Below are 22,219 nucleotides of genomic sequence, written 5' to 3'. Positions count from 1 at the left end.
CGGGACACGGACGCACCGGGACCAGGACGGGACCGGCGCCGGTGCGACGCGCGACGCGGGTTCCGATACGGTCGGGGAGTTCACGCACGCGGCACCGGCGGGCGCCGTGCCCGCACGACGACCCGTACGCCCTGCCGGGGCACCGTCCGTACGCCGGCCCGCGGTCACACGGTCCAGGGACGGGACGGGCACGGGACGAGCGTGGCACGGGAAGCGACCGGGAGAGGTTCCGGAGGGGACACATGACGGACCTGCTGGAGGAGACCGGCGACGGGCGGGCGGACGCCGCGCTGAGCGGCCTGGCCCGGCTCGGCGCGCTGCCCGTCTCCGCGCACGCGGACGTCTTCGAGGAGGTGTTCACCGGGCTGGAGCACGCGCTCGCCTCGGTGGACGACAGGCCGGGCACGCCCGGCCGGGACACGGAACGGCCGGGCGACCCGCGGGAGCGGCACCGGTGAGCAGGCGGGCACGTCTCGACAGCGAGCTGGTCCGCCGCAAGCTCGCGCGCTCCCGGGAGCAGGCGGCCCAGCTCATCGAGGCCGGGCGGGTCAGCGTCGGCGGCAGGACGGCGGAGAAGCCCGCCACCCAGGTCGACACGGCCTCGGCGATCGTGGTCGCGGAGGCGGCCGAGGGCCCCGACTACGTCTCGCGGGGGGCGCACAAGCTCCTCGGGGCGCTGGAGGCGTTCGGTCCCCGGGGTCTGGCCGTGGCGGGCCGCCGCTGCCTGGACGCGGGGGCCTCGACCGGTGGCTTCACCGACGTGCTGCTGCGCGCCGGGGCCGAGCACGTGCTGGCCGTCGACGTCGGGTACGGCCAGCTCGCGTGGTCGCTGCGGACCGACGACAGGGTCACGGTGATGGAGCGCGTCAACGTCAGGGACCTGACCCCCGACATGGTCGGCGAGCCGCCCCCCACGCTGATCGTCGGCGACCTCTCCTTCATCTCCCTGCGGCTGGTGCTGCCCGCCCTGACGCGCTGCGCGGCCGGCCGGGCGGACTTCGCGATGCTGGTCAAGCCCCAGTTCGAGGTCGGCAGGGAACGGGTGGGCGCGGGCGGGGTCGTCCGGGATCCCGCGCTGCGGGCCGAGTCCGTGCGGGAGGTGGCCCGATCCGCGGGGACGCTCGGCCTGGACGTGCGGGGGGTCACCGCGAGCCCGCTGCCGGGCCCGTCGGGCAACGTCGAGTACGTCCTGTGGCTCGGCAAGGGGGAGGGGCCCCCGCCGGTCGCCGACCTCGACGCCGAGATCGAGCGCGCGGTGCGGGAGGGTCCCCGGTAGAAAGGAACCTCCACCGGAAGGTCCCGGCGCGAGGCCCCGGCGTGAGGGGCGGCCCGCGCGGTCGCCTTGAGGGCAGGGGCCTGCCATAGGGTCCTGTTGCGGTGGGAAGGCTCGTGGACGGGTTCCGACGCAAGGCCGGCGGGGAGGGCCACGACAGGTGGCGACCCGGGAGAGTGGGACACATGACTGTCAAGCGCACCGTGCTGGTCACCGCGCACACCGGGCGGGAGGCGGCGGTCGACAGCGCCCGGATGGTGATCAAGCGGTTCGTGGACGCGGGGCTGACCGTGCGCGTCCTCAGCGCCGAGGCCGACGAGATCGCCTGTGCCGGGGCCGACGTGGTCCCCGCGGGCTCGGCGGCGGTCGACGACGCCGAGATGATGATCGTGCTCGGCGGTGACGGGAGCCTGCTGCGGGCGGCCGAGCTGGCACGCCCGGCCGGGGTGCCGCTGCTGGGCGTCAACCTCGGCCACGTGGGCTTCCTGGCCGAGGCCGAGGTCGAGGACCTGGCGGAGGCGGTCGACAGCGTGGTGGAGGGCCGCTACGACGTCGAGGAGCGGATGACCATCGAGGTCACGGCCCGCCTCAACGGCAAGCTGCTGGCCGACAGCTGGGCGCTGAACGAGGCCACCGTCGAGAAGAGCGAGCGGATGCTGGAGGTGGTCGCCGAGATCGACGGGCGGCCGCTGTCGCGGTGGGGGTGCGACGGGGTGATCTGCGCCACGCCGACGGGTTCGACCGCGTACGCGTTCTCGGCGGGCGGCCCGGTCGTCTGGCCCGAGGTGGAGGCGCTGCTGCTGGTGCCGATCAGCGCGCACGCCCTGTTCGCCAGGCCCCTGGTGGTCTCGCCGCGGTCCAGGCTCGCGCTGGAGGTCCAGCCGGACACGGCCGGCGCGGTGCTGTGGTGCGACGGCCGCCGCAGGTTCGACCTGCCCGCGGGCGCGAGGGTGGAGCTCAGGCGGGCCGCGCTGCCGGTACGGCTGGCCAGGCTGCACGGCCTGGAGGACACCGGGGCACCGTTCACCGACCGCCTGGTCGCCAAATTCGATCTCCCCGTTCAGGGCTGGCGTGGCCGGGTGAGGCCCTAGTTCGTCCGGGCGGGAGGCCTCCGGAGCGCGTAGGATCGTGCCCGCGCACCGCACTGATGTTCGGTGAACTCGATGTGACGGGAGGGACCAGTGCGACCCAGAGTCGAGGAGGTCCGCATCCAGGGGCTCGGCGTGATCGATGAGGCCGTCCTGGTGTTATCGCCGGGATTCACCGTGGTCACGGGCGAGACGGGTGCGGGCAAGACCATGGTCGTCACCGGTCTGGGGCTGCTGTTCGGCGGGCGGGCCGACCCCGCCCGCGTCCGCCCCGGTTCCGACAGGACCACCATCGAGGGCACGCTGATGGTCGACCCGGCCGGCCGGGTCGCCCAGCAGGTGCAGGACCTCGGCGGCCAGGTCGAGGACGGCGAGCTGATCATCTCGCGGACCGTCTCGGTCGAGGGGCGCAGCCGCGCCTGGCTGGGCGGTCGCACCGTCCCGGTCGGCACCCTGACCTACCTCGCCGAGGACCTGGTCGCCGTGCACGGCCAGATGGACCAGCAGCGGCTGCTGCAGGCCGGACGGCAGCGTGCCGCCCTCGACCGCTACGCCGGTGAGGAGCTGGTCAAGCCGCTGCGCGCCTACGAGCAGGCCTACAAGCGGCACCGCAAGGCCGCCGAGCAGCTGGCCGAGCTCACCACCAGGGCCAGGGAACGCGCCCAGGAGGCCGACCAGCTCAGGTTCGGGCTCGGCGAGGTCGAGAAGGCCGACCCCAAGCCCGGCGAGGAGAACGAGCTGCGCGAGGAGGAGGAGCGGCTCTCCCACGCCGACTCCCTGCGCAGCGCCGCCGAGAGCGCGCACCGGGCGCTGCTCGGCGACCCGATGTCGGGCGAGCAGGCCATGCCGGACGCCATCGCGCTGGTCGGCGAGGCCCGCACGGCCGTCGAGGCGGTACGCGACTTCGACCCGGCGTTGTCCGGCATCGCCGACCGGCTAGCCGAGGCGGGCTACCTGATCTCCGACGTGGCCACCGAGCTGGCCGCGTACGCCGAGTCGGTCGACTCCGACCCGGGCCGGCTCGCGGCCGTGCAGGAGCGGCGGGCCGAGCTCATCCACGTCATCCGCAGGTACGGCCAGGACACGCACGAGGTGCTGGCCTGGGCGGCGCGGGCGGCCGCGCGCGTCGCCGAGCTCGACGGCGACGACGACCGCATCGCCGAGCTCACCCGCGAGCAGGAGGAGCTCACCGAGCTGCTCACCGAGCTGGCCGCCGAGCTGACCCGGGTCAGGACGGCGGCGGCGGAGCGGTTCGGGCAGGCGGTGACCGAGGAGCTGACCGCGCTGGCCATGCCGCACGCCCGGGTGGTGGTCGTCATCACCGCCGCCTCCGAGTTCGGCCCGCACGGCGTCGACGAGGTCGAGCTGCGCCTGTCCCCGCACCCGGCCTCGCCGCCGCTGCCGCTGAACAAGGGCGCCTCCGGCGGTGAGCTGAGCCGGGTGATGCTCGCCATCGAGGTGGTGTTCGCCGGCGCCGACCCGGTCCCGACGTTCGTCTTCGACGAGGTCGACGCGGGGGTGGGCGGCAAGGCCGCCGTGGAGATCGGCCGCAGGCTGGCCCGGCTGGCCCGCACCTCGCAGGTGATCGTCGTCACCCACCTGCCGCAGGTGGCGGCCTTCGCCGACCAGCACCTGGTGGTGGAGAAGGCCGACGACGGCAGCGTGGTGCGCAGCGGCGTGATCGCCCTGGACATGGACGGCCGGGCACGGGAGCTGTCCCGGATGCTCGCCGGCCTGGAGGACTCCGAGCTGGGCCGCGCGCACGCGCAGGAGCTGCTGTCGATCGCCGCCGCCGACAGGGCGTGACCGGCGGGCACGTGACGATGTGAAGGAGCGCCCGCCCCGGCGTGACCACGGCGTGACCACGGGGTGACGGCCGCGAGGGCGGGTGCGCGGGCGGGCGCGCGAAGGGGAGACGTGCCCGTTCCGGGGAAACGGGAGGCAGGCTCGTCCTGTGACGTATCTGACACGCTGCCGCCTGTTTGGCTCTCCCGGTCGTTCCCTCTGGCAGGATGGGCGTGATGAAGGTGCCGATTGACGGGCTGCGGGACAGGCTCACGGGGTACCTCCGCCGCAGGAAGGTCACGGACCTTCCCGGGGTGACGGCAGTGGCGAGAATCGATCGGCGGACCAAGAGGCTGACCAAGCGCCTCAGGGCCGGGGAAATCGCGATTATCGATCACGTTGACGTTGACCGGGTGAGCGCGGAGGCGCTTGTCGCGTGCGGCGCGGCGGGCGTCGTCGACGTCGCCGCGGGCATCAGCGGCCGCTACCCGAACCTGGGCCCGCAGATCATCGTCGAGGCCGGGGTGCCGTTCATCGACAACGCCACCCCCGAGCTGTTCGAGCGCATCAAGGACGGCGACCGGGTCCGGCTGCACGAGGGCGTCGTGTACCTGGGCGAGGAGGCGGTCGGCAAGGGCGACGTGCAGACCACCGAGTCCATCGAGGCCGCGATGAGCGAGGCGCGCGCCGGGCTGACCGTGCAGATCGAGGCGTTCGCCGCCAACACCATGGAGTACGTCCGCCGCGAGCGCGACCTGCTCATCGACGGGATCGGCGTGCCCGAGGTGCGGACCGTGATGGAGGGCAGGCACGTCCTCATCGTGGTGCGCGGCTACCACTACAAGGAGGACATCGCCGCCCTTCGCCCCTACATCCGCGAGTACCGGCCGGTCATGATCGCGGTGGACGGCGGCGCCGACGCGCTGCTGGAGGCGGGCTACACGCCCGACATCATCGTGGGCGACTTCGACTCGGTCTCCACCAAGGCGATCGGCACCGGCGCGGAGCTGATCGTGCACGCCTACCGCGACGGCAGGGCGCCGGGGCTGGAACGGGTCCAGCAGCTCGGCCGCAGCGCGGTGCTCTTCCCGGCCATCGGGACCAGCGAGGACATCGCCATGCTGCTCGCCGACGACAAGGGCGCCGACCTCATCGTCGCCGTCGGCACCCACGCGACGCTGGTGGAGTTCCTCGACAAGGGCCGCTCGGGCATGGCCAGCACCTTCCTCACCCGGCTGAGGGTGGGCAGCAAGCTCGTCGACGCCAAGGGCGTCAGCCGGCTCTACCGCAGCCGGATATCCACTCCGTCCCTGCTCCTGCTCGTCGCCACCACGCTGATCACCATGGGGGTGGCGATCGTCGTCTCCCCGGTGGGCAAGATCTGGCTGGACAGCATGCGCGACGTCTGGAGCGGCTTCATCTTCTGGCTGGTCGGACTCTTCTCGTGATCGATTTCCGCTATCACCTCGTCTCCATCGTCGCGATCTTCCTGGCCCTGTCGGTCGGCATCGTGCTGGGCACCACCCTGCTGGAGGACCCCGTCATCAAGGCGAGCGAGCTGGCCGTCAACCAGTTCCGCGAGGGCAACAACGAGCTCCGCGAGCAGGTGGAGACCCTGCAGAAGCGCGAGGCCGCCAACGACGCCTTCGTCGTCGGCGACACCCCCCGGCTCGTCCAGGACGCGCTGACCGGCAAGCGCGTCGTGATCGTCGAGGCGCCGGGCGCCGTGACGGCCGTGCGCGAGGCGGCGCAGCAGGTGCTCGAGGAGGCCGGGGCGACCGTGACCGGCCGGGTCACCCTCGCCGAGAGGTACGTCGACCCCGCCCAGGTGGGCTTCGTCGACAAGCTGGCGGTCGGGGCCAAGGCCCCCGAGACCGTCTTCGCGGCCGAGGACACCGCCTACGACAAGGCGGCCGAGGTGCTCGCCGGCGCGATCGTGACGACCGACCCCGGCCAGGCGGGCGAGGAGCACCCGGCGGGCGCCGGCATCCTCGACGCCTTCCAGCGCGGCGGCCTGATCACCGTCACCGACACCCCGGCCAGGCGCGCGGACCTGGCGCTGGTGATCGCCCCGGCCGAGGCGTACACCGGTGACGACGCCGCCCAGCAGGCCCGCGCGCTGGTCACGCTGACGCTCGGCCTCGACGAGGCGGGCCAGGGAGCGGTGCTGGCCGGTACGCAGACCGCGGCGGCGACCGGCGGGGTCATCACCGCGATCCGCGACGACGCCGCCTTCACCGAGAAGATCTCCACCGTCGACACCGCCGATATGCCCGCGGGACGGGTCGTGGTGGTCTACGCTCTCCGGGAGCAACTGACCGGGCTGGCCGGTCAGTACGGCATAGGCCCCGGCGTCTCCGGCATCGAGCCCAGCGCGACGCCGACCCCCACGGCCGCCACTGCCACCTCCGGAGGATGATTCCGATGGCTCGTCTGGCTCCTCGCGCCTTTCCCCGTGCGCTCGCGGGTGCCCTCGCCGGCGCGGCCCTCGGTGCCGTGGCCGCGCGTGCCGCCTACGCCGCGTTCACCCGCAGGCCCCCGGTCGGCGACGCGGAGACCTGGGCCCGTACCAACCACCGGGGCGAGCCGATCACCCTGCTGGAGGGGCCGGCGTTCGTCGCCGGAGCCGGGGCGGCCGTGGCCGTGATCCCCGGCCTGCCCGCACGGGTCCGCGCGGCGGCGGTGCTGGCGGCGGCGGGCGCCGGGGGGGCTCGGCGCCTACGACGACCTGTACGGCGCGACCTCGTCCAAGGGGTTCCGGGGGCACCTCGGCGCGCTGGCCAAGGGCGAGGTCACCAGCGGGGCGGTGAAGATCCTCGGTATCGGCGTGACCGGGCTGGCCGCCGCCGCCCTGACCTCCCGCACGCCCCTGGACGTGGCCGTCGGCGGCGCGCTGATCGCCGGGAGCGCCAACCTGGCCAACCTCTTCGACCTGCGTCCGGGCCGCGCCGTCAAGGTGGGCCTGCTCGCGGGCGCCCCCCTGCTCGCCGCGGGCCTGCGCCGCGGCGATCCGGCCGGGGCCACCCTGGCCGCGCTCCCCATGGGGGCCGCGGCCGCGCTGCTGGACGAGGATCTCGGCGAGCGGGCCATGCTCGGCGACGCCGGGGCCAACGCGCTGGGCGCGCTGCTCGGCCTGGCCGCCACCGTGAGCCTGGGCCGTCCCGGGCGCCTGGCCGTGCTGGGCACCGTGGTCGCGCTGACCGCGGCCTCGGAGAAGGTCAGCTTCACCAGGGTGATTGCGGGCAACCCCTTCCTGCACCGCGTCGACATGCTCGGCCGTCGCCCCGTGGAGCAGGCGCCCACCTCCCGATGACCGGCCCGATGACCAAAAGGATCGGGCAGGGCGTCGCGGGTGCGGCGCTCCTCATCGGGATCGTGACCGTCCTGGCCCGGCTCGTCGGGTTCGGCCGCTACCTGGTCCAGTCGCAGAGCGTCGGCAACCTCTGCCTGAGCACCGCCTACAACACCGCCAACTACGTGCCCAACATCGTCTTCGAGCTGGTGGCGGGCGGGGCGCTGGCCGGGATGGTGGTGCCCGTGCTGGCCTCGGCGGCCTCGCGGGCGGGCGAGGACCCGCGGGCCAGGGCCGAGGCCGGCCGGACCGCCTCGGCGCTGCTGACCTGGACGATGCTGGTCCTGGTGCCGGTGGCGCTGCTGATCGTGGCGTTCGCCGGGCCGATCGTCACGCTGCTGGCCGGCAAGGCGCCCGGCTGCGACCTGGCCCAGGTCGTCGAGGTCGGCACCGGCATGCTCGTCGTCTTCGCACCCCGGATGATCTTCTTCGGGCTGGCCGTCGTCCTGTACGGGGTGCTCCAGGCCCACCGGCGCTTCCTGGGGCCGGCGCTGGCCCCGCTGGTCTCCAGCCTGCTCATCGTCGCCTCCAACCTGCTGTTCGAGGCGGTGAACGGACGTGCCGCCGCCGACCTGTCGGCCCTGAACGACGCGGGCGCGCTCTCGCTCTCCCTCGGCGCGACCGTCGCCGCGGCGGCGATGGTGGTCACCGTCGCCGGCCCGGTGGCCCGGCTGCGGCTGAGGTTGCGGCCCTCGCTGTCGTTCCCGCCGGGCGTCGCGGCCCGTGCCCGGCGCCTGGCCACCGCGGGCCTGGCCGTCCTGGTCGCCCAGCAGCTCACGCTGATCGTCGTCGTCCACCTCGCCAACGACCTGGGCGGCGAGGGGGCGGTCGGCGTCTACACCTACGCCTGGGCGCTGTACCAGCTGCCGTACGCGGTGCTGGTGATGCCGATCGCCACCAGTTCCTTCCCGGAGCTGTCCACCCGGGCGGAGGAGGGGGACCTGGCCGGGTTCGACGCGCTGACCTCCGCCACGACGCGGGCCGTGCTGCTGGTGACCGGGCTCGCGGCCGGGGTGATGGCGGCGGTGGCCGTGCCGGTGGCGCGGGTGTTCCTGGAGGACACCCCGGGGGGCCACCCCGCGGAGATGGCCCGCGCGGTCGCGCTGTTCGCGCCCGGCCTGGCCGGGTACGCGCTCATGCTGCACCTGGCCCGCATCCTGTACGCCCGCGGGCTGGGCAGGCCGGCGGCCGTCGCCTCGGTGGCGGGCTGGGGGGTCGCGCTCGCGGCCCAGGTCGTCCTGGCCCGTGCCGCGGGCGACGAGACCGAGGTGGTGGGGATGCTGGCGCTGGGCAGCACGATCGGCATGACCGTCGGCGGCCTGCTGCTGGCCCTGGCGGTGTTCCGGGCCGGCGGGGCGCCCGCGCTCGCGGGGGCACCCCGTGCCCTGCTGGCCTCGCTGGCCGGTGGCGCCGCGGCCTGGGGGGCGGGCCTGGCCGTGGTCGGCGCCTTCGGCGAGGTGTCCCGGTGGGCGTGCGTGGCGGTCGGGACGGCCGCCGCGGTGGCGGGCACGGCCGCGTTCGCGGTCGTGGTGGCGGCGATCGGCGGGCCGGACGCCCGGGGACTGCTGCGACGGCTCCGCGGCCGGGGCGGGGCGAGGACGACGGAGGGAACGACGGCGAGCACGACGGAGGGGAGCGGTACCGATGGCTGAGATGGCTGACCGGGGAAGACGCGTGGCGCTCGTGCTGGGGACCAGCGCGGGCGGTGTCGGCCGGCACGTGGCCATGCTGGCCAGGGGGCTGACCGGCCGTGGCCACCGGGTGGTCGTGGCGGGCCCGCCGAGCACCGAGGAGGCCTTCGGGTTCGCCGCCCTGGGTGCGCGCTTCACGCCCGTGCCGATCTCCGACCGGCCCCGCCCGCCCGCCGACCTGAGGGCGGTCCTGGCGCTGCGGTCGCTGCGCGGGGCCGACGTCGTGCACGCCCACGGGCTGAGGGCCGGGGCGCTGGCGGCGCTCGCGCTGGCCGGGACCCCGGCGCCGCTGGTGGTGACCCTGCACAACGCGGCCACCGCGGGCGGCGCGGTCGGGGCGGTGTACGGGCTGCTGGAGCGCGTGGTGGCCCGCCGGGCCGACCGGATCATGGTGGTCTCGCCCGACCTGGGGGAGCGGATGACCCTGCTGGGAGCGCTGCGCGTCGAGGCCGCCGTCGTCCCGGCGCCCCCGCTGGCTCCCTCCGGGCGCCTGCCCGGACAGGTGCGGGCGGAGCTCGGCGCCGGAGACCGGGTGATCTTCCTGACGGTCGCCAGGCTCGCGCAGCAGAAGGGGCTGGAGACCCTGCTGGACGTGGCGGGGACGCTGCCCGGCGAGCAAGGGTCTCCCGGGCCGCTGTTCCTGATCGCCGGGGAAGGGCCGCTGCACGCGGAGCTGCGGCGCCGGATCGACCGGGAGGACCTGCCGGTACGGCTGCTCGGTCCCCGCGCCGACGTCGCCGACCTGCTCGGGGTGGCCAGGGCGCTGGTGGTGCCCAGCCGGTGGGAGGGACAGCCGCTCGTCGTGCAGGAGGCCCTGCGGGCGGGCACGCCGGTCGTCGCCACCGCCGTGGGCGGCGTCCCGGCGATGGTGGGCGAGGGCGGGGTGCTGGTGCCGTACGGAAATGTGGCCGCGATGCGAGACGCGGTGGCAGGGCTGCTCGCCGACAGCGAGCACGCGCGAAGGCTGGCCGTCGCCGCCGCCCGGAGGGGTCGTGAGCTGCCGGGCGAGACCGAGGCGCTGGAGGCGGTGCTCGCCGTCTACGCCTCACCGGCCGGCCCGTCCGGGCCGCCGGCGCCCGGGGAACAAGGGGTGGGAAGGCAATGTTGAATTAGGCGGCACCAGGCCGGACACCTATACTGGCGTGGTTAGGGGGGGAGTATCCCTTCGTGGCAGTCTCGTCATCACGGTGTTGCCTCGCTCCACGAGGCCCCCGGGGCTGTCGGTCCGCACGGCCCGGCTTCTAGCCGGGCCGGACCCATGCGGGCGGGAGAGACCTCCGGCTGTCTGTCGTGCGCGCTGCCGGAGGTTTATCAGCTGTGAGTGTTCCCACCTGGGCATGGTTCGCCGTCATCGGCGGACTTCTCGTCGTCCTCGCCTTCGATCTGTGGATAGTCGACCGCGGCGAACCCAGGGAGTTCTCCCTGAAGCAGGCCGGGTTCTGGGTCGGGTTCTACGTCACCCTGGCGATCGTCTTCGGCATCGTGATGTGGGTGTTCGCCGGTCCCGTCCCCGCGGGCCAGTTCTTCGCCGGCTATCTCACCGAGTACAGCCTGAGCATCGACAACCTCTTCGTCTTCTACATCATCATGACCCGCTTCGCGGTGCCGAAGATGTACCAGCACAAGGTCCTGCTGGTGGGCATCCTGATGGCGCTGGTCATGCGCGGCATCTTCATCGCCATCGGCGCCGCGGCCCTGGCCAACTTCGGCTGGCTGTTCTACGTGTTCGGCCTGTTCCTGATCTACACCGCGGTCCAGCTCGTCCGCCAGTTCGGCCAGGAAGAGGACCTCCCGGAGAACGCGGTCCTGCGCTGGGCCCGCCGGGTGCTGCCGCACACCGACGACTACGTGGGCTCCAAGGTCACCGTCAAGATCGACGGTAGGCGCCTGGTCACCCCGCTGCTGATCGTCATGATCGCCATCGGCACCACCGACCTGCTGTTCGCGCTGGACTCGATCCCGGCGATCTTCGGCCTGACCACCGACCCGTTCATCGTCTTCGCCGCGAACGCCTTCGCCCTGATGGGCCTGAGGCAGCTGTACTTCCTGCTGGGCGGTCTGCTCCAGCGACTGGTCTACCTGAGCTTCGGTCTCGCGTTCATCCTCGGTTTCATCGGGGTTAAGCTGATCCTCGAGGCTCTGCACTCCAGTGGCGTCTCCTGGGCCCCCGAGATCCCGATCTGGGTGTCGCTGTCGGTCATCGTCGTCACGATGGTCTTCACCACCGTGATCAGCCTGATGAAGGCCAGGCGCGACACCCGTGAGGGCAAGGAGAACAGCACCCCGGCGAGTGTCGAGCAGGGCTAGCGAATCGGTGCATGAGGCGCTTTGCTTGTCTCATTGCGCCTTATAAGGGCTGAGAGATGGGTAACATCCTGCCCCAGAGCGGGTAGACATACCGGTCTAATGCCGCAAGACATCACAAAAGGTTCCCTGTGTCCCACGATTCAGCAAGTCGCCGGCCAGGTCCGCTGGGCCTGGCGCGGGGCGTCTCCCCGTGGTTGCTCCCGACCGTGGCCGCCGCCGCGGCGACCTCCCTGCTCAGCCGCCGCGACCGGCGCTGGGCGGCGGCGGCGCTCCCGCTGACGGCGCTCACCGGTGGGATGCTCTGGTTCTTCCGCGACCCGGACCGGACGCCGGGCACCGGGCGGATCCTGTCCCCGGCCGACGGCGTGGTGCAGAGCATCGACCCGTGGCCGGACGGGCGCACCAGGGTGGCGATCTTCATGAGCCCGCTCGACGTGCACGTCAACCGGGCTCCGCTGGCCGGCACGGTCACCTCGATGCGGCACGTGTCCGGGGGGTACGTCCCCGCGTTCGACAAGGACAGCGAGAACAACGAGCGGGTCGTCTGGCACCTGGACACCGCGCTGGGCGACATCGAGTTCGTGCAGATCGCCGGCGCGGTCGCGCGCCGCATCGTGCCGTACGTGGCCGTGGGCGCCAAGGTCGCCAAGGGCGAGCGGATCGGCCTGATCAGGCTCGGCTCCCGGGTCGACGTCTACCTTCCCGAGGGGATCGCCCCGGCCGTCTCGGTGGGCGAGAGAACGGTCGCGGGGGTGACGGGTCTTGACCACGGCTGACGCGAGCTGGCCGCTGGACGAGACGGACGACGAGCCACGGGGGCCGGTGGGCAAGGCGTTCCGCCTGTCGGCCGCCGACTCCCTCTCGCTCGGCAACGCCCTGTGCGGGTTCCTCGCGGTCTGCGTGCTGGCCTGGTCGGCCATCAGCGCGCTGCAGGAGGGCAAGCCCTTCGCGGCCGACCCCCGGTTCTTCGGCACCGCCGTGGTGCTGCTGCTGATCGGCGCCACCTGCGACCTGTTCGACGGCCTGGTGGCCAGGAAGTTCCGCGCCTCGGCCATGGGCGCCGAGCTGGACAACCTCGCCGACGTGATCAGCTTCGGGTTCGCCCCCGCCTTCATGGTGGTGATCTGGGCGGGGTTCAACCAGCAGATCCCCTTCCTGCTGGTGATGGCCGCGGCGGCGTCGGTGCTGCTGGCCGGCGTCATCCGGCTCGCACGATTCGCCTGCGTGAAGACCAAGAGCGGCGACTTCATGGGCCTGCCCATCCCGATGGGGGCCATGACCGTGGTCTCGATCGTGCTGCTGTTCCCGCCGTCGAGCTGGACGGTCCTGCCCATCTTCGCGGTGGCGTACCTGATGGTGAGCCGGATCGAGTACCCCAAGCCCAAGGGCAACCTGGCCGCGGGCGTGCTCGCCTGGATGATGATCAACGTGGCCTGCCTGACCATCTGGGTCGCGGGCCTGGCCGGAGGGGACACCCTGATCAAGGTCGGGGCGGTCATGCAGCTGACGATCGTGGCCAGCATCCCGCTGCGGGTCCTGATGTTCAAGCGGGAGAAGCGCAAGGAGCGCCAGGCGTCGGCCGGGGTCGGCTGACCTCCTTTCCCGGCCCTCGGGCCGGGGGCCCGGGGGGGATCCCGATGGGGGATGGTCGGGGATCCGTCATACGGGCGTCCGTTCTCGCCCCCGAACCCCCGATCCGCCTTTCCCCGGGCCGGGCGATCGCGTTCAATTGCCGCATGGCGACCGAGCCGCGCGAGCACACCCGCACGTACTTCCTGAGCCTGCTCGCCCGCGAGCTGGAGGGCAGGGGCGTCACCGCGACCCTCAGGCAGAGCCCGCCGTCGCTGCGGGTGAGCGATCCCGAGGCGGCGCTGTTCTCCGAGACGGTCGACTGCGTCCCGCAGGCCGACGGCTGGTTCTACCGCTGGTCCTGGGGGGACCTGGTCGAGCGGGTGGAGGACCCGTCCGCGGCGGCGGACCGGATCCTCCGGATCTTCGGAGGTACGGCCCGCTGACACCCGGCCGGGCCCCGCCGCCGGGCCCCTCCGCTTCCCGGCTTCACCGCTTCCCGCGTCGCCGCGCGGTCACCCGTCGCCGCGGAGGGTCACCGCGCGGTCACCTGTCGCCGCGGAGGGTCACCAGCCGCGTTCGCGCCACTCGGGCAGCGAGGGGCGCTCGGCGCCCAGGGTGGTGTCCCGGCCGTGGCCCGGATAGACCCAGGTGTCGTCCGGCAGCCGGTCGAAGATCCGCTCCGACACGTCCGCGAAGAGCTGGGCGAACCGCTCGGGATCCTTGTTGGTGTTGCCCACCCCGCCCGGGAAGAGCGAGTCACCGGTGAACAGGTGGCCGGGGTAGTACAGGGCGATCGAGCCGGGCGTGTGCCCGCGCAGGTGGATCACCTCCAGGCTGACCACGCCGACGGTGATCCCGTCGCCGTGCCCGACCTTCAGGTCCACCGGCACCGGCAGCCCGGGCGCGTCCAGGGGGTGGGCGATCACCGAGACGCCGGTCGCCGCGGCGACCGCCTCCAGGGCCTGCCAGTGGTCACCGTGCTGGTGGGTGGTGATGATCTTGCTGATCGGCAGGTCGCCGATGAGCTCCAGCAGCCGGTCGGGCTCGGCGGCGGCGTCGATCAGGGCGCCGTCCCCGGTCTCGGTGCAGCGGACCAGGTAGGCGTTGTTGTCGAACGGGCCGACGGCCAGTTTGGCGATCGTCAGGGCGGGCAGTTCGCGCAGGTCGGCGGGGCCGCCCACCTGCACGTCACCGGTGTACGTCACGGTCTCTCCTCGGGCGGGTCGCGGGAAGGCGAGGGCACGGGCGGTGCCCGTCATGGTCGTCGTCTCGTCATCATCATCGCGCGCCGCCGGCGTGTGAGGGCATAAGGGGGGTGTTCGGATCGTTGAGTAGCTGAGCGGCCTGCCGTGTCCGCGGGGAAGCCGTACCCTGGAACGGGCGGGGGCCCGAGGGCCAGGACGCCGGCCCGGAAAACTGTCGGTCGCTGCCGCTAGTCTGCCCGCGACCGCTCTCAACCCTTCTATATCGACGTCGGGACTGCTGTGGCTGACCGCCTCATCGTGCGTGGCGCACGGGAACACAACCTCAAGGACGTCTCGCTGGATCTTCCGCGAGACTCTCTGATCGTCTTCACCGGGCTGTCCGGCTCGGGGAAGTCGAGCCTGGCCTTCGACACCATCTTCGCCGAGGGCCAGCGCCGCTATGTCGAATCGCTGTCGGCGTACGCGCGGCAGTTCCTCGGGCAGATGGACAAGCCCGACGTCGACTTCATCGAGGGGCTCTCGCCCGCGGTGTCGATCGACCAGAAGTCCACCAGCCGCAACCCGCGCTCGACCGTCGGCACGATCACCGAGGTCTACGACTACCTGCGCCTGCTGTGGGCCCGCGTCGGCAAGCCGCACTGCCCGCAGTGCGGGCGGGCGATCGCCAGGCAGAGCCCCGAGCAGATCGTCGACCGGGTGATGGAGCTGCCCGAGGGCACCCGCTTCCAGGTGCTGGCCCCGGTGGTCCGCGGCCGCAAGGGGGAGTACGCCGAGCTCTTCGGCCAGCTCCAGGCCAAGGGTTTCGCCCGCGCCCGCGTCGACGGCACGGTGGTCCGGCTGGACGAGCCGCCGACGCTGAAGAAGCAGGAGAAGCACGACATCGAGGTGATCGTCGACCGCCTGGCCGTGAAGGAGGGGGCGGCCAGCCGCCTGACCGGCTCGGTGGAGACCGCCCTGAACCTGTCGGGCGGGACGATCACGCTGGAGTTCGTCGACCTGCCCGAGGACGACCCGAACCGCGAGCGCTTCTACTCCGAGCACCTCTACTGCCCCTACGACGACCTGTCGTTCGAGGAGATGGAGCCCCGCTCGTTCTCGTTCAACTCGCCCTTCGGCGCCTGTCCGGAGTGCACGGGTCTCGGCGTCCGCATGGAGGTCGACCCCGACCTGATCGTGCCCGACCCGGAACGGCCGCTGGGCGAGGGCGCCCTGTCGCCGTGGGCCGGCGGCCACACCAGCGACTACTTCGTCCGGCTGGTCGAGGCGCTCGGCCTGAACATGGGCTTCGGCCTGGACACCCCCTGGGAGCGGCTCCCCAAGAAGGCCCAGAAGGCCCTGCTGTACGGCCACGACGAGCAGGTCCACGTCCGCTACAGCAACCGCTACGGCCGCCAGCGCTCCTACTACACCACCTTCGAGGGGGTCATCCCCTGGGTGCAGCGCCGCCACGGCGAGTCCGACAGCGACGGCATGCGCGAGAAGTACGAAGGCTACATGCGGGAGATCCCGTGCCCGGCCTGCAAGGGGGCCAGGCTCAAGCCGGTCTCGCTGGCCGTCACGGTCGAGGGCCGCTCGATCGCCGAGGTCTCGGCGATGTCGATCGGCGACTGCGCGGTCTTCCTGGCGGGCCTGAAGCTCTCCGACCGCGACATGCAGATCGCCGAGCGGGTGGTCAAGGAGATCAACGCCCGGATGGGCTTCCTGCTCGACGTGGGCCTGGACTACCTGACCATGGACCGGGCCTCGGGCACCCTCGCCGGTGGCGAGGCGCAGCGCATCCGGCTCGCCACCCAGATCGGCTCCGGCCTGGTCGGCGTGCTCTACGTGCTGGACGAGCCCTCCATCGGCCTGCACCAGCGTGACAACCAGCGGCTGCTGGAGACGCTGATCAGGCTGCGCGACATGGGCAACACGCTCATCGTGGTCGAGCACGACGAGGACACCATCGCCGCCGCCGACTGGGTGGTCGACATCGGCCCCGGAGCCGGTGAGCACGGTGGCCAGGTCGTCGTCTCCGGCACCGTGGCCGACCTGCTGGCCTCCGAGGACTCGATGACGGGCGCCTACCTGTCCGGCCGCAGGTCCATCACCATCCCCGCGACCCGCCGCAAGCGCGACAGGAAGCGGCAGATCACCGTGAAGGGCGCCCGCGAGCACAACCTCAAGGGCGTCGACGTGGAGTTCCCGCTCGGCGTGCTGACCGCGGTCACCGGGGTCTCCGGATCGGGCAAGTCCACCCTGGTCAATGACATCCTCTACAACGCGCTGGCCAAGGAGCTCAACGGAGCGCGCACCGTCCCTGGCCGCCACTCGCGGATCAACGGGATGGACCTGGTCGACAAGGTCGTGCACGTCGACCAGTCGCCGATCGGCCGCACGCCCCGCTCCAACCCGGCGACCTACACCGGCGTCTTCGACAAGGTCCGCGACCTGTTCTCGCAGACCACCGAGGCCAAGGTCCGCGGCTACCAGAAGGGCCGCTTCAGCTTCAACGTCAAGGGCGGCCGGTGCGAGGCGTGCTCGGGAGACGGCACGCTCAAGATCGAGATGAACTTCCTGCCCGACGTCTACGTGCCCTGCGAGGTCTGCCACGGCGCGCGGTACAACCGGGAGACCCTGGAGGTCCACTACAAGGGCAAGACGATCTCCGAGGTGCTCGACATGCCGATCGAGGAGGCCCTGGGCTTCTTCGACTCGATCCCGTCGATCAAGCGCTACCTGCAGACGCTGTTCGACGTCGGGCTGGGCTACGTCCGGCTGGGCCAGCCGGCCACCACGCTGTCCGGTGGCGAGGCCCAGCGCGTCAAGCTCGCCTCCGAGCTGCAGCGCCGTTCCACCGGACGCACGATCTACGTGCTGGACGAGCCCACCACGGGCCTGCACTTCGAGGACATCCGCAGGCTGCTGGGGGTGCTGGGCAAGCTCGTCGACGGCGGCAACACCGTCATCGTGATCGAGCACAACCTCGACGTGATCAAGACCGCCGACTGGCTGATCGACATGGGCCCGGAGGGCGGTTCCCGCGGCGGCAGCGTGCTGGCCGTTGGCACGCCCGAGGAGGTCGCCCTGGTCGACGAGAGTCACACCGGCCGCTTCCTGCGCAAGATCCTCGGCAGCTGAGGGCGGGGCCGGCGGCGGGGCCCGCCGCCGGCGTCCCCGGCACGAGTTCCGTGCCGGCTCCGTGGCGACTCCGTGGCGACTCCGTGCCGGGTCCCCTGGCGGTCCTCGAGCCGGGGTCCCGGTGACGGGCCGCGCCGGTCCCGGTGCCGAAGGGCCCGGTATGAAAGGCCGGTACGAAAGGTCCCGGTACGGAAGGTCCCGGCGTGGAAGGGCCCGTGGCCGGATCCCGGGGCGGCGGACCTCCCCAGGGCGTATTTCTTCACAGTCTCCTGATGCGCCGTACGGCATGCTGAACCGTCATCGGGGTGTTGGCCGTACCTGAACATGACGATCCTGGAGGACATAGATGACTGAGACGACGCGTCGCACGGTGATGTTGAGCGCCGGTGGAGCCGGTATGGCCGCGGTGCTGACCGCCTGTGCCGGGTACGGGGAGCCGGCCGCCGGTGGCGGGGAGACCTCCGCGACCGCCGCCTCGGAGGCGCCCGGGAAGAGCGCGGACACCGGCGCGGGGTCGGGCTCCGACTCCGCGGCGGAGGCGCTGGCCAAGACCGCGGACATCCCCGAGGGGGGCGGCAAGGTCTTCAAGGACGAGAAGATCGTGATCACCCAGCCCACCGCGGGCCAGTTCAAGGCGTTCAGCTCGGCCTGCACCCACCAGGGGTGCGACGTCGACAAGGTGGCCGACGGCACCATCGACTGCCCCTGCCACGGCAGCAAGTTCAAGATCACGGATGGTTCGGTGGTCGACGGTCCCGCGACCAAGCCGCTGCCGGAGAAGACGATCAAAGTGGACGGCGACTCCATCACGCTGGCCTGATCCCCGCCGCCGGACTCGCCGCCGGGGGACGGGTTCCCCGGCCGCGAGGCCCGTGCCGTGACGGGCGCCTCCTTCGAGGAAGGGCGGCGCCGTTATCGTAAGGAAAGCTGTCGGTCGGGGCCGATAGGCTCATGGTGTGGCGAGATCTGTGGGTGGTCCGGCGAGTTTCCGGCCGAAACCGGGGTCGATCCCCGATTCTCCCGGCGTCTACCGGTTCAAGGACGGCGACGGCCGGGTCGTCTACGTCGGCAAGGCGAAGAACCTCCGTCAGCGGCTCAACTCCTACTTCGCCGACTTCGCGGGCCTGCACCAGCGTACCCAGACGATGCTCACGACCGCCGCGGCCGTCGACTGGACGGTCGTCGGCACCGAGGTCGAGGCGCTCCAGCTGGAGTACTCCTGGATCAAGGAGTACGACCCGCGTTTCAACGTCAAGTACCGCGACGACAAGTCCTACCCCTACCTGGCGGTCACCATGGGGGAGGAGTTCCCCCGGGTGCAGGTGCTGCGCGGCGCCAAGCGCAAGGGCACCCGCTACTTCGGCCCCTACTCGCACGCCTGGGCGATCAGGGAGACCGTCGACCTGCTGCTGCGGGTCTTCCCGATCAGGAGCTGCTCCACCGGCGTGTTCAGGCGCGCCGAGCAGATCGGCCGCCCCTGCCTGCTGGGCTACATCGACAAGTGCTCGGCCCCCTGCGTCGGCCGGGTCACCCCTGCCGAGCACCGCGCCCTGGCCGAGGACTTCTGCGAGTTCATGGCGGGCAACACCGCCAGGTTCATCAGGCGGCTGGAGCGCGAGATGCGCCAGGCCGCCGTCGAGCAGGAGTACGAGCGGGCGGCCAGGCTGCGCGACGACGTCCAGGCGCTCCAGCGGGCCCTGGAGAAGCAGGCCGTGGTCCTGGGCGACACCACCGACTGCGACGTGGTCGCCCTGGCCGAGGATCCGCTGGAGGCCGCCGTCCAGGTGTTCTACGTCCGCGGCGGGCGGATCAGGGGGCAGCGCGGCTGGGTGGTCGACAAGGTCGGCGAGGTCACCCCGGCGGAGCTGGTCGAGCAGTTCCTGCTGCAGATGTACGGCGACGCGGCCGCCGAGGCGCTTCCCAGGGAGGTGCTGGTGCCGGTGCTGCCCCCCGACGCCGAGGCGGTCTCGCAGCTGCTCTGCGAGCACCGCGGCGCCCGGGTGGAGATCAGGGTCCCGCGGCGCGGCGACAAGAGGTCGCTGATGGAGACCGTCGAGCGCAACGCGGCCGAGTCGCTCAAGCAGCACAAGCTCAAGCGGGCCAGCGACCTGACCACGCGGAGCAAGGCCCTGCAGGAGGTCGCCGACGCCCTCGGCCTGGACCAGGCGCCGCTGCGCATCGAGTGCTACGACGTCTCCCACATCCAGGGCACCGACGTGGTGGCCTCCATGGTGGTCTTCGAGGACGGCCTGGCCCGCAAGAGCGAGTACCGCCGCTTCTCCGTGCGCTCCACCGAGGGCGACGTCGCCTCCATCCACGAGGTGATCGCCCGGCGGTTCAAGCGTTACCTGCAGGAGCGCTCCGAGACCGGGGAGCTCGACGCCGACCCCGGGGCCGAACCGGGCGAGGGGACCGAGGGGATCGAGGGGATCGAGGGGATCGAGGGGATCGAGGGGATACGGCCGACCGGCATCGACCCGGAGACCGGGAAGCCGCGCCGGTTCGCGTACCCGCCCAACCTGGTGGTGGTCGACGGCGGTCCCGCGCAGGCCGCGGCGGCCCGCAGGGCCCTGGACGAGCTGGGGATCGACGACGTGGCCGTGTGCGGCCTGGCCAAGCGGCTGGAGGAGGTCTGGCTGCCCGGCGAGGACCTTCCGGTGATCCTCGCCCGCTCCAGCGAGGCCCTTTACCTTCTGCAGCGGGTACGCGACGAGGCCCACCGCTTTGCCATCACCTACCATCGAGCCAAGAGGTCCAAGAGCGTCACGGAAAGCGCCCTGGACGAGGTCCCCGGACTCGGCCCGGCCCGCAGACAGGCGTTGATCAAGCATTTCGGATCGGTGAAACGGCTGCGGGAGGCGACCGCGGCCCAGATCCGCGAGGTTCCCGGAATCGGCCCGGCGACGGCCGAGACGATCGTGTCGGCCTTGAAGGGGCAGCACCCATGAGCGAGAGAGAGTCCGCGTTCGTCCTGGTCACCGGCATGTCGGGGGCGGGGCGGAGCACGGCGGCCAAGGCCCTGGAGGACCTGGGCTGGTTCGTCATCGACAACCTGCCGCCGGGGCTGCTGTTCGCCATGGCCGAGGAGGCCGGCCGGGTCAAGCTGGCCGCCGACAAGGTGGCCGCGGTGGTCGACGTGCGCAGCCTGGCCTTCACCAGCGACCTCAACAGCGCGATCGAGGAGCTGGAGGGGCGCGGCGTCGGCGTGCGCGTGGTGTTCCTGGAGGCCAGCGACGAGGAGCTGGTCCGCAGGTTCGAGAACGTCCGCCGCCCGCACCCGCTGCAGGGCGACGGCCGCCTGGTCGACGGGATCGCCCGCGAGCGCGGCATCCTGCGCGAGGTCCGGGCCAACGCCGACCTGGTGATCGACACCTCCAACCTCAACGTGCACGAGCTCCGCGGGAAGATCGTCGCCTTCTTCGGCGGGGAGGACCGCCCCGGCCTGCGGGTCAACGTCGTCTCCTTCGGCTTCAAGTACGGCCTGCCGGTCGACGCGGACCTGGTCGTCGACTGCCGCTTCCTGCCGAACCCGCACTGGGTGCCGGAACTGCGCCCCATGAACGGCCTGGACGCTCCCGTACGGGAGTACGTTCTCAATCAAGCGGGTGCGAAGGAACTCCTCGACGCCTACGAGGAGGTGGTCTCCATCATCGCCTCGGGCTACACCCGCGAGGGCAAGAGCTACGCCACGCTCGCCGTCGGCTGCACCGGCGGCAAGCACCGCAGCGTCGCCATGGCCGAGCAGATCGGCGGGCGGCTGCGGGACCGGGGTGGCATGGAGGTGCAGGTGAGCCATCGGGATGTGGGCAGGGAGTGAACGATGAGGGTCTCAAGGTCGTCGCACTGGGCGGGGGACACGGGCTGTACGCCTCGCTGTCGGCGCTGCGGAGGGTCACCTCCCGTCTGACGGCGGTGGTCACGGTGGCCGACGACGGGGGGTCCAGCGGGCGGCTCCGCCGCGAGCTGGGGGTGCTGCCCCCGGGGGACCTGCGCATGGCGCTGGCCGCGTTGTGCGACGACGACGAGTGGGGGCACACCTGGAGCGAGGTGGTCCAGCACCGTTTCCGCAGTGACGGCGACCTGCACGGCCACACGGTCGGCAACCTGCTGATCGTGGCCCTGTGGGAGCGGCTGGGCGACACGGTCGCCGGGCTCGACTGGCTCGGGCGGCTGCTGGGCGCGCACGGGCGGGTGCTGCCGATGTCGTCGGTGCCGCTGGACATCGCGGCCGAGGTGGAGCTGGACGGCCGGGTGAGCACGGTGCGCGGCCAGGTGGCCTGCGCGCTCACCCCCGGCCGGGTGCGGGCCGTCTCGCTGCTCCCGGCGGACCCTCCGGCCTGCCCCGAGGCGGTCGAGGCGGTCCTGGACGCCGACTGGGTGGTGTTCGGTCCCGGCTCGTGGTTCACCAGCGTGCTGCCGCACCTGATGGTGCCCGAGCTGGCCGAGGCGCTGCTGGCCACCCGCGCGCGCCGCCTGGTCGCGCTCAACCTCGCCCCGCAGCCGGGCGAGACCGACGGCTTCTCCCCCCAGAAGCACCTGGAGGTGCTGGGCCAGCACGCCTCCTCCCTGGCGATCGACGTGGTGGTCGCCGACACCGGGGTGACCCACGACCGCGACGCCCTGGCCAAGGCGGCCGCCGATCTCGGCGGACGGCTGGTCCTCGCCCCGGTGGCCGACGAGGACGGCTCGCCGCGACATGATGCGCAACGTCTTGCCTCCGTCCTGGACGAGATTTTCCGTGAGAAGCGTTGATCCTGGTCAGCGGTGCTCAGGAGTGCGAGAAACTTCTGTGAGCCCGATTCATCTCGGGCCGCAAGGGGTCTGTA

Annotated in this window: 18 protein-coding genes and 1 pseudogene; 18 read left to right on the top strand and 1 reads right to left on the bottom strand. The window is 72.3% G+C overall.

Going from position 1 to position 22,219, the window contains the following annotated elements:
• Positions 1-242: 242 nt before the first annotated feature.
• The 13 genes and pseudogenes from ABD832_RS33290 (at position 243) to ABD832_RS33230 (ending at position 13,511) form a co-directional block, all read left to right on the top strand.
• The gene (locus tag ABD832_RS33290; protein WP_344903548.1) at positions 243-458 is read left to right on the top strand and encodes a hypothetical protein; all 216 of its coding nucleotides are present in this window, start codon (positions 243-245) and stop codon (positions 456-458) included.
• The gene (locus ABD832_RS33285) at positions 455-1,276 is read left to right on the top strand and encodes a TlyA family RNA methyltransferase (protein WP_344903545.1); all 822 of its coding nucleotides are present in this window, start codon (positions 455-457) and stop codon (positions 1,274-1,276) included. The genes ABD832_RS33290 and ABD832_RS33285 overlap by 4 nt, the downstream gene beginning before the upstream one ends.
• A 182-nt stretch (positions 1,277-1,458) precedes the next feature.
• Positions 1,459-2,364 (top strand): NAD kinase, encoded by a 906-nt coding sequence (locus ABD832_RS33280; protein ID WP_344903542.1) that lies wholly within the window; start codon positions 1,459-1,461, stop codon positions 2,362-2,364.
• A gap of 90 nt (positions 2,365-2,454) precedes the next feature.
• A complete protein-coding gene (recN, locus tag ABD832_RS33275) occupies positions 2,455-4,167 on the top strand; it encodes a DNA repair protein RecN (RefSeq protein ID WP_344903539.1) in 1,713 nt (570 codons plus the stop codon).
• Between the two features lie 215 nt (positions 4,168-4,382).
• Complete coding sequence (gene steA / locus ABD832_RS33270; RefSeq protein ID WP_344903536.1) at positions 4,383-5,594, top strand: putative cytokinetic ring protein SteA; 1,212 nt, start codon at positions 4,383-4,385, stop codon at positions 5,592-5,594.
• Positions 5,591-6,565 (top strand): copper transporter, encoded by a 975-nt coding sequence (locus ABD832_RS33265; RefSeq protein WP_344903533.1) that lies wholly within the window; start codon positions 5,591-5,593, stop codon positions 6,563-6,565. The genes steA and ABD832_RS33265 overlap by 4 nt, the downstream gene beginning before the upstream one ends.
• A gap of 5 nt (positions 6,566-6,570) precedes the next feature.
• Positions 6,571-7,459 (top strand): annotated as a pseudogene (locus tag ABD832_RS33260) (hypothetical protein).
• Positions 7,460-7,467: 8 nt separating this feature from the next.
• Positions 7,468-9,150, top strand: coding sequence for a murein biosynthesis integral membrane protein MurJ (gene murJ / locus ABD832_RS33255; protein WP_344903530.1), 1,683 nt, complete (start codon positions 7,468-7,470; stop codon positions 9,148-9,150).
• A 1-nt stretch (position 9,151) separates the two neighbouring features.
• Entirely contained in the window at positions 9,152-10,297 is a 1,146-nt protein-coding gene (locus ABD832_RS33250; RefSeq protein WP_413224773.1) for a glycosyltransferase family 4 protein, read from the top strand.
• A gap of 209 nt (positions 10,298-10,506) precedes the next feature.
• The gene (locus ABD832_RS33245) at positions 10,507-11,496 is read left to right on the top strand and encodes a TerC family protein (protein ID WP_344903524.1); all 990 of its coding nucleotides are present in this window, start codon (positions 10,507-10,509) and stop codon (positions 11,494-11,496) included.
• A gap of 128 nt (positions 11,497-11,624) precedes the next feature.
• Positions 11,625-12,272 carry a phosphatidylserine decarboxylase gene (locus ABD832_RS33240; protein ID WP_344903521.1) on the top strand — a complete coding sequence of 216 codons (648 nt, stop codon included), beginning with the start codon at positions 11,625-11,627 and terminating at the stop codon, positions 12,270-12,272.
• Positions 12,259-13,089, top strand: coding sequence for a CDP-diacylglycerol--serine O-phosphatidyltransferase (gene pssA, locus ABD832_RS33235; protein WP_344903518.1), 831 nt, complete (start codon positions 12,259-12,261; stop codon positions 13,087-13,089). Before ABD832_RS33240 ends, pssA begins: the two co-directional genes overlap by 14 nt.
• Before the next feature lie 143 nt (positions 13,090-13,232).
• Positions 13,233-13,511, top strand: a complete 279-nt coding sequence (locus tag ABD832_RS33230; protein ID WP_344903515.1) for a hypothetical protein — start codon at positions 13,233-13,235, stop codon at positions 13,509-13,511.
• Positions 13,512-13,631: 120 nt separating this feature from the next.
• Here ABD832_RS33230 and ABD832_RS33225 read toward each other — a convergent pair whose 3' ends face one another.
• A complete protein-coding gene (locus tag ABD832_RS33225; RefSeq protein WP_344903512.1) occupies positions 13,632-14,273 on the bottom strand; it encodes an MBL fold metallo-hydrolase in 642 nt (213 codons plus the stop codon).
• Between the two features lie 279 nt (positions 14,274-14,552).
• On the opposite strand from ABD832_RS33225, the gene uvrA reads away from it, so the two are divergent.
• The 5 genes from uvrA to ABD832_RS33200 all read left to right on the top strand — a co-directional run bounded on the left by uvrA (position 14,553) and on the right by ABD832_RS33200 (position 22,145).
• Entirely contained in the window at positions 14,553-17,393 is a 2,841-nt protein-coding gene (uvrA, locus tag ABD832_RS33220) for an excinuclease ABC subunit UvrA (RefSeq protein ID WP_344903509.1), read from the top strand.
• A gap of 346 nt (positions 17,394-17,739) precedes the next feature.
• Positions 17,740-18,213, top strand: coding sequence for a Rieske (2Fe-2S) protein (locus ABD832_RS33215; RefSeq protein WP_344903506.1), 474 nt, complete (start codon positions 17,740-17,742; stop codon positions 18,211-18,213).
• Between the two features lie 148 nt (positions 18,214-18,361).
• Positions 18,362-20,341 (top strand): excinuclease ABC subunit UvrC, encoded by a 1,980-nt coding sequence (gene uvrC / locus ABD832_RS33210; RefSeq protein ID WP_344904442.1) that lies wholly within the window; start codon positions 18,362-18,364, stop codon positions 20,339-20,341.
• Entirely contained in the window at positions 20,338-21,210 is an 873-nt protein-coding gene (gene rapZ / locus ABD832_RS33205) for an RNase adapter RapZ (RefSeq protein ID WP_344903503.1), read from the top strand. The genes uvrC and rapZ overlap by 4 nt, the downstream gene beginning before the upstream one ends.
• Positions 21,207-22,145: a gluconeogenesis factor YvcK family protein gene (locus tag ABD832_RS33200; protein ID WP_344903500.1), complete on the top strand. Its 939-nt coding sequence runs from the start codon at positions 21,207-21,209 to the stop codon at positions 22,143-22,145. Before rapZ ends, ABD832_RS33200 begins: the two co-directional genes overlap by 4 nt.
• Positions 22,146-22,219: the final 74 nt, after the last annotated feature.

Source organism: Streptosporangium longisporum (genome assembly GCF_039534895.1).
GTDB classification, from domain to species: Bacteria; Actinomycetota; Actinomycetes; order Streptosporangiales; family Streptosporangiaceae; genus Streptosporangium; species Streptosporangium longisporum.
This window is presented reverse-complemented; position numbering and strand designations above follow the sequence as displayed.

Excerpts from the sequence above, each read along its gene's own strand:
- ABD832_RS33290 (WP_344903548.1), top strand. The coding sequence starts at position 243 with ATGACGGACCTGCTGGAGGAGACCGGCGACGGGCGGGCGGACGCCGCG.
- ABD832_RS33280 (WP_344903542.1), top strand. The coding sequence starts at position 1,459 with ATGACTGTCAAGCGCACCGTGCTGGTCACCGCGCACACCGGGCGGGAG.
- steA (WP_344903536.1), top strand. The coding sequence starts at position 4,383 with ATGAAGGTGCCGATTGACGGGCTGCGGGACAGGCTCACGGGGTACCTC.
- murJ (WP_344903530.1), top strand. The coding sequence starts at position 7,468 with ATGACCAAAAGGATCGGGCAGGGCGTCGCGGGTGCGGCGCTCCTCATC.
- ABD832_RS33250 (WP_413224773.1), top strand. The coding sequence starts at position 9,152 with ATGGCTGACCGGGGAAGACGCGTGGCGCTCGTGCTGGGGACCAGCGCG.
- ABD832_RS33230 (WP_344903515.1), top strand. The coding sequence starts at position 13,233 with ATGGCGACCGAGCCGCGCGAGCACACCCGCACGTACTTCCTGAGCCTG.
- ABD832_RS33215 (WP_344903506.1), top strand. The coding sequence starts at position 17,740 with ATGACTGAGACGACGCGTCGCACGGTGATGTTGAGCGCCGGTGGAGCC.
- rapZ (WP_344903503.1), top strand. The coding sequence starts at position 20,338 with ATGAGCGAGAGAGAGTCCGCGTTCGTCCTGGTCACCGGCATGTCGGGG.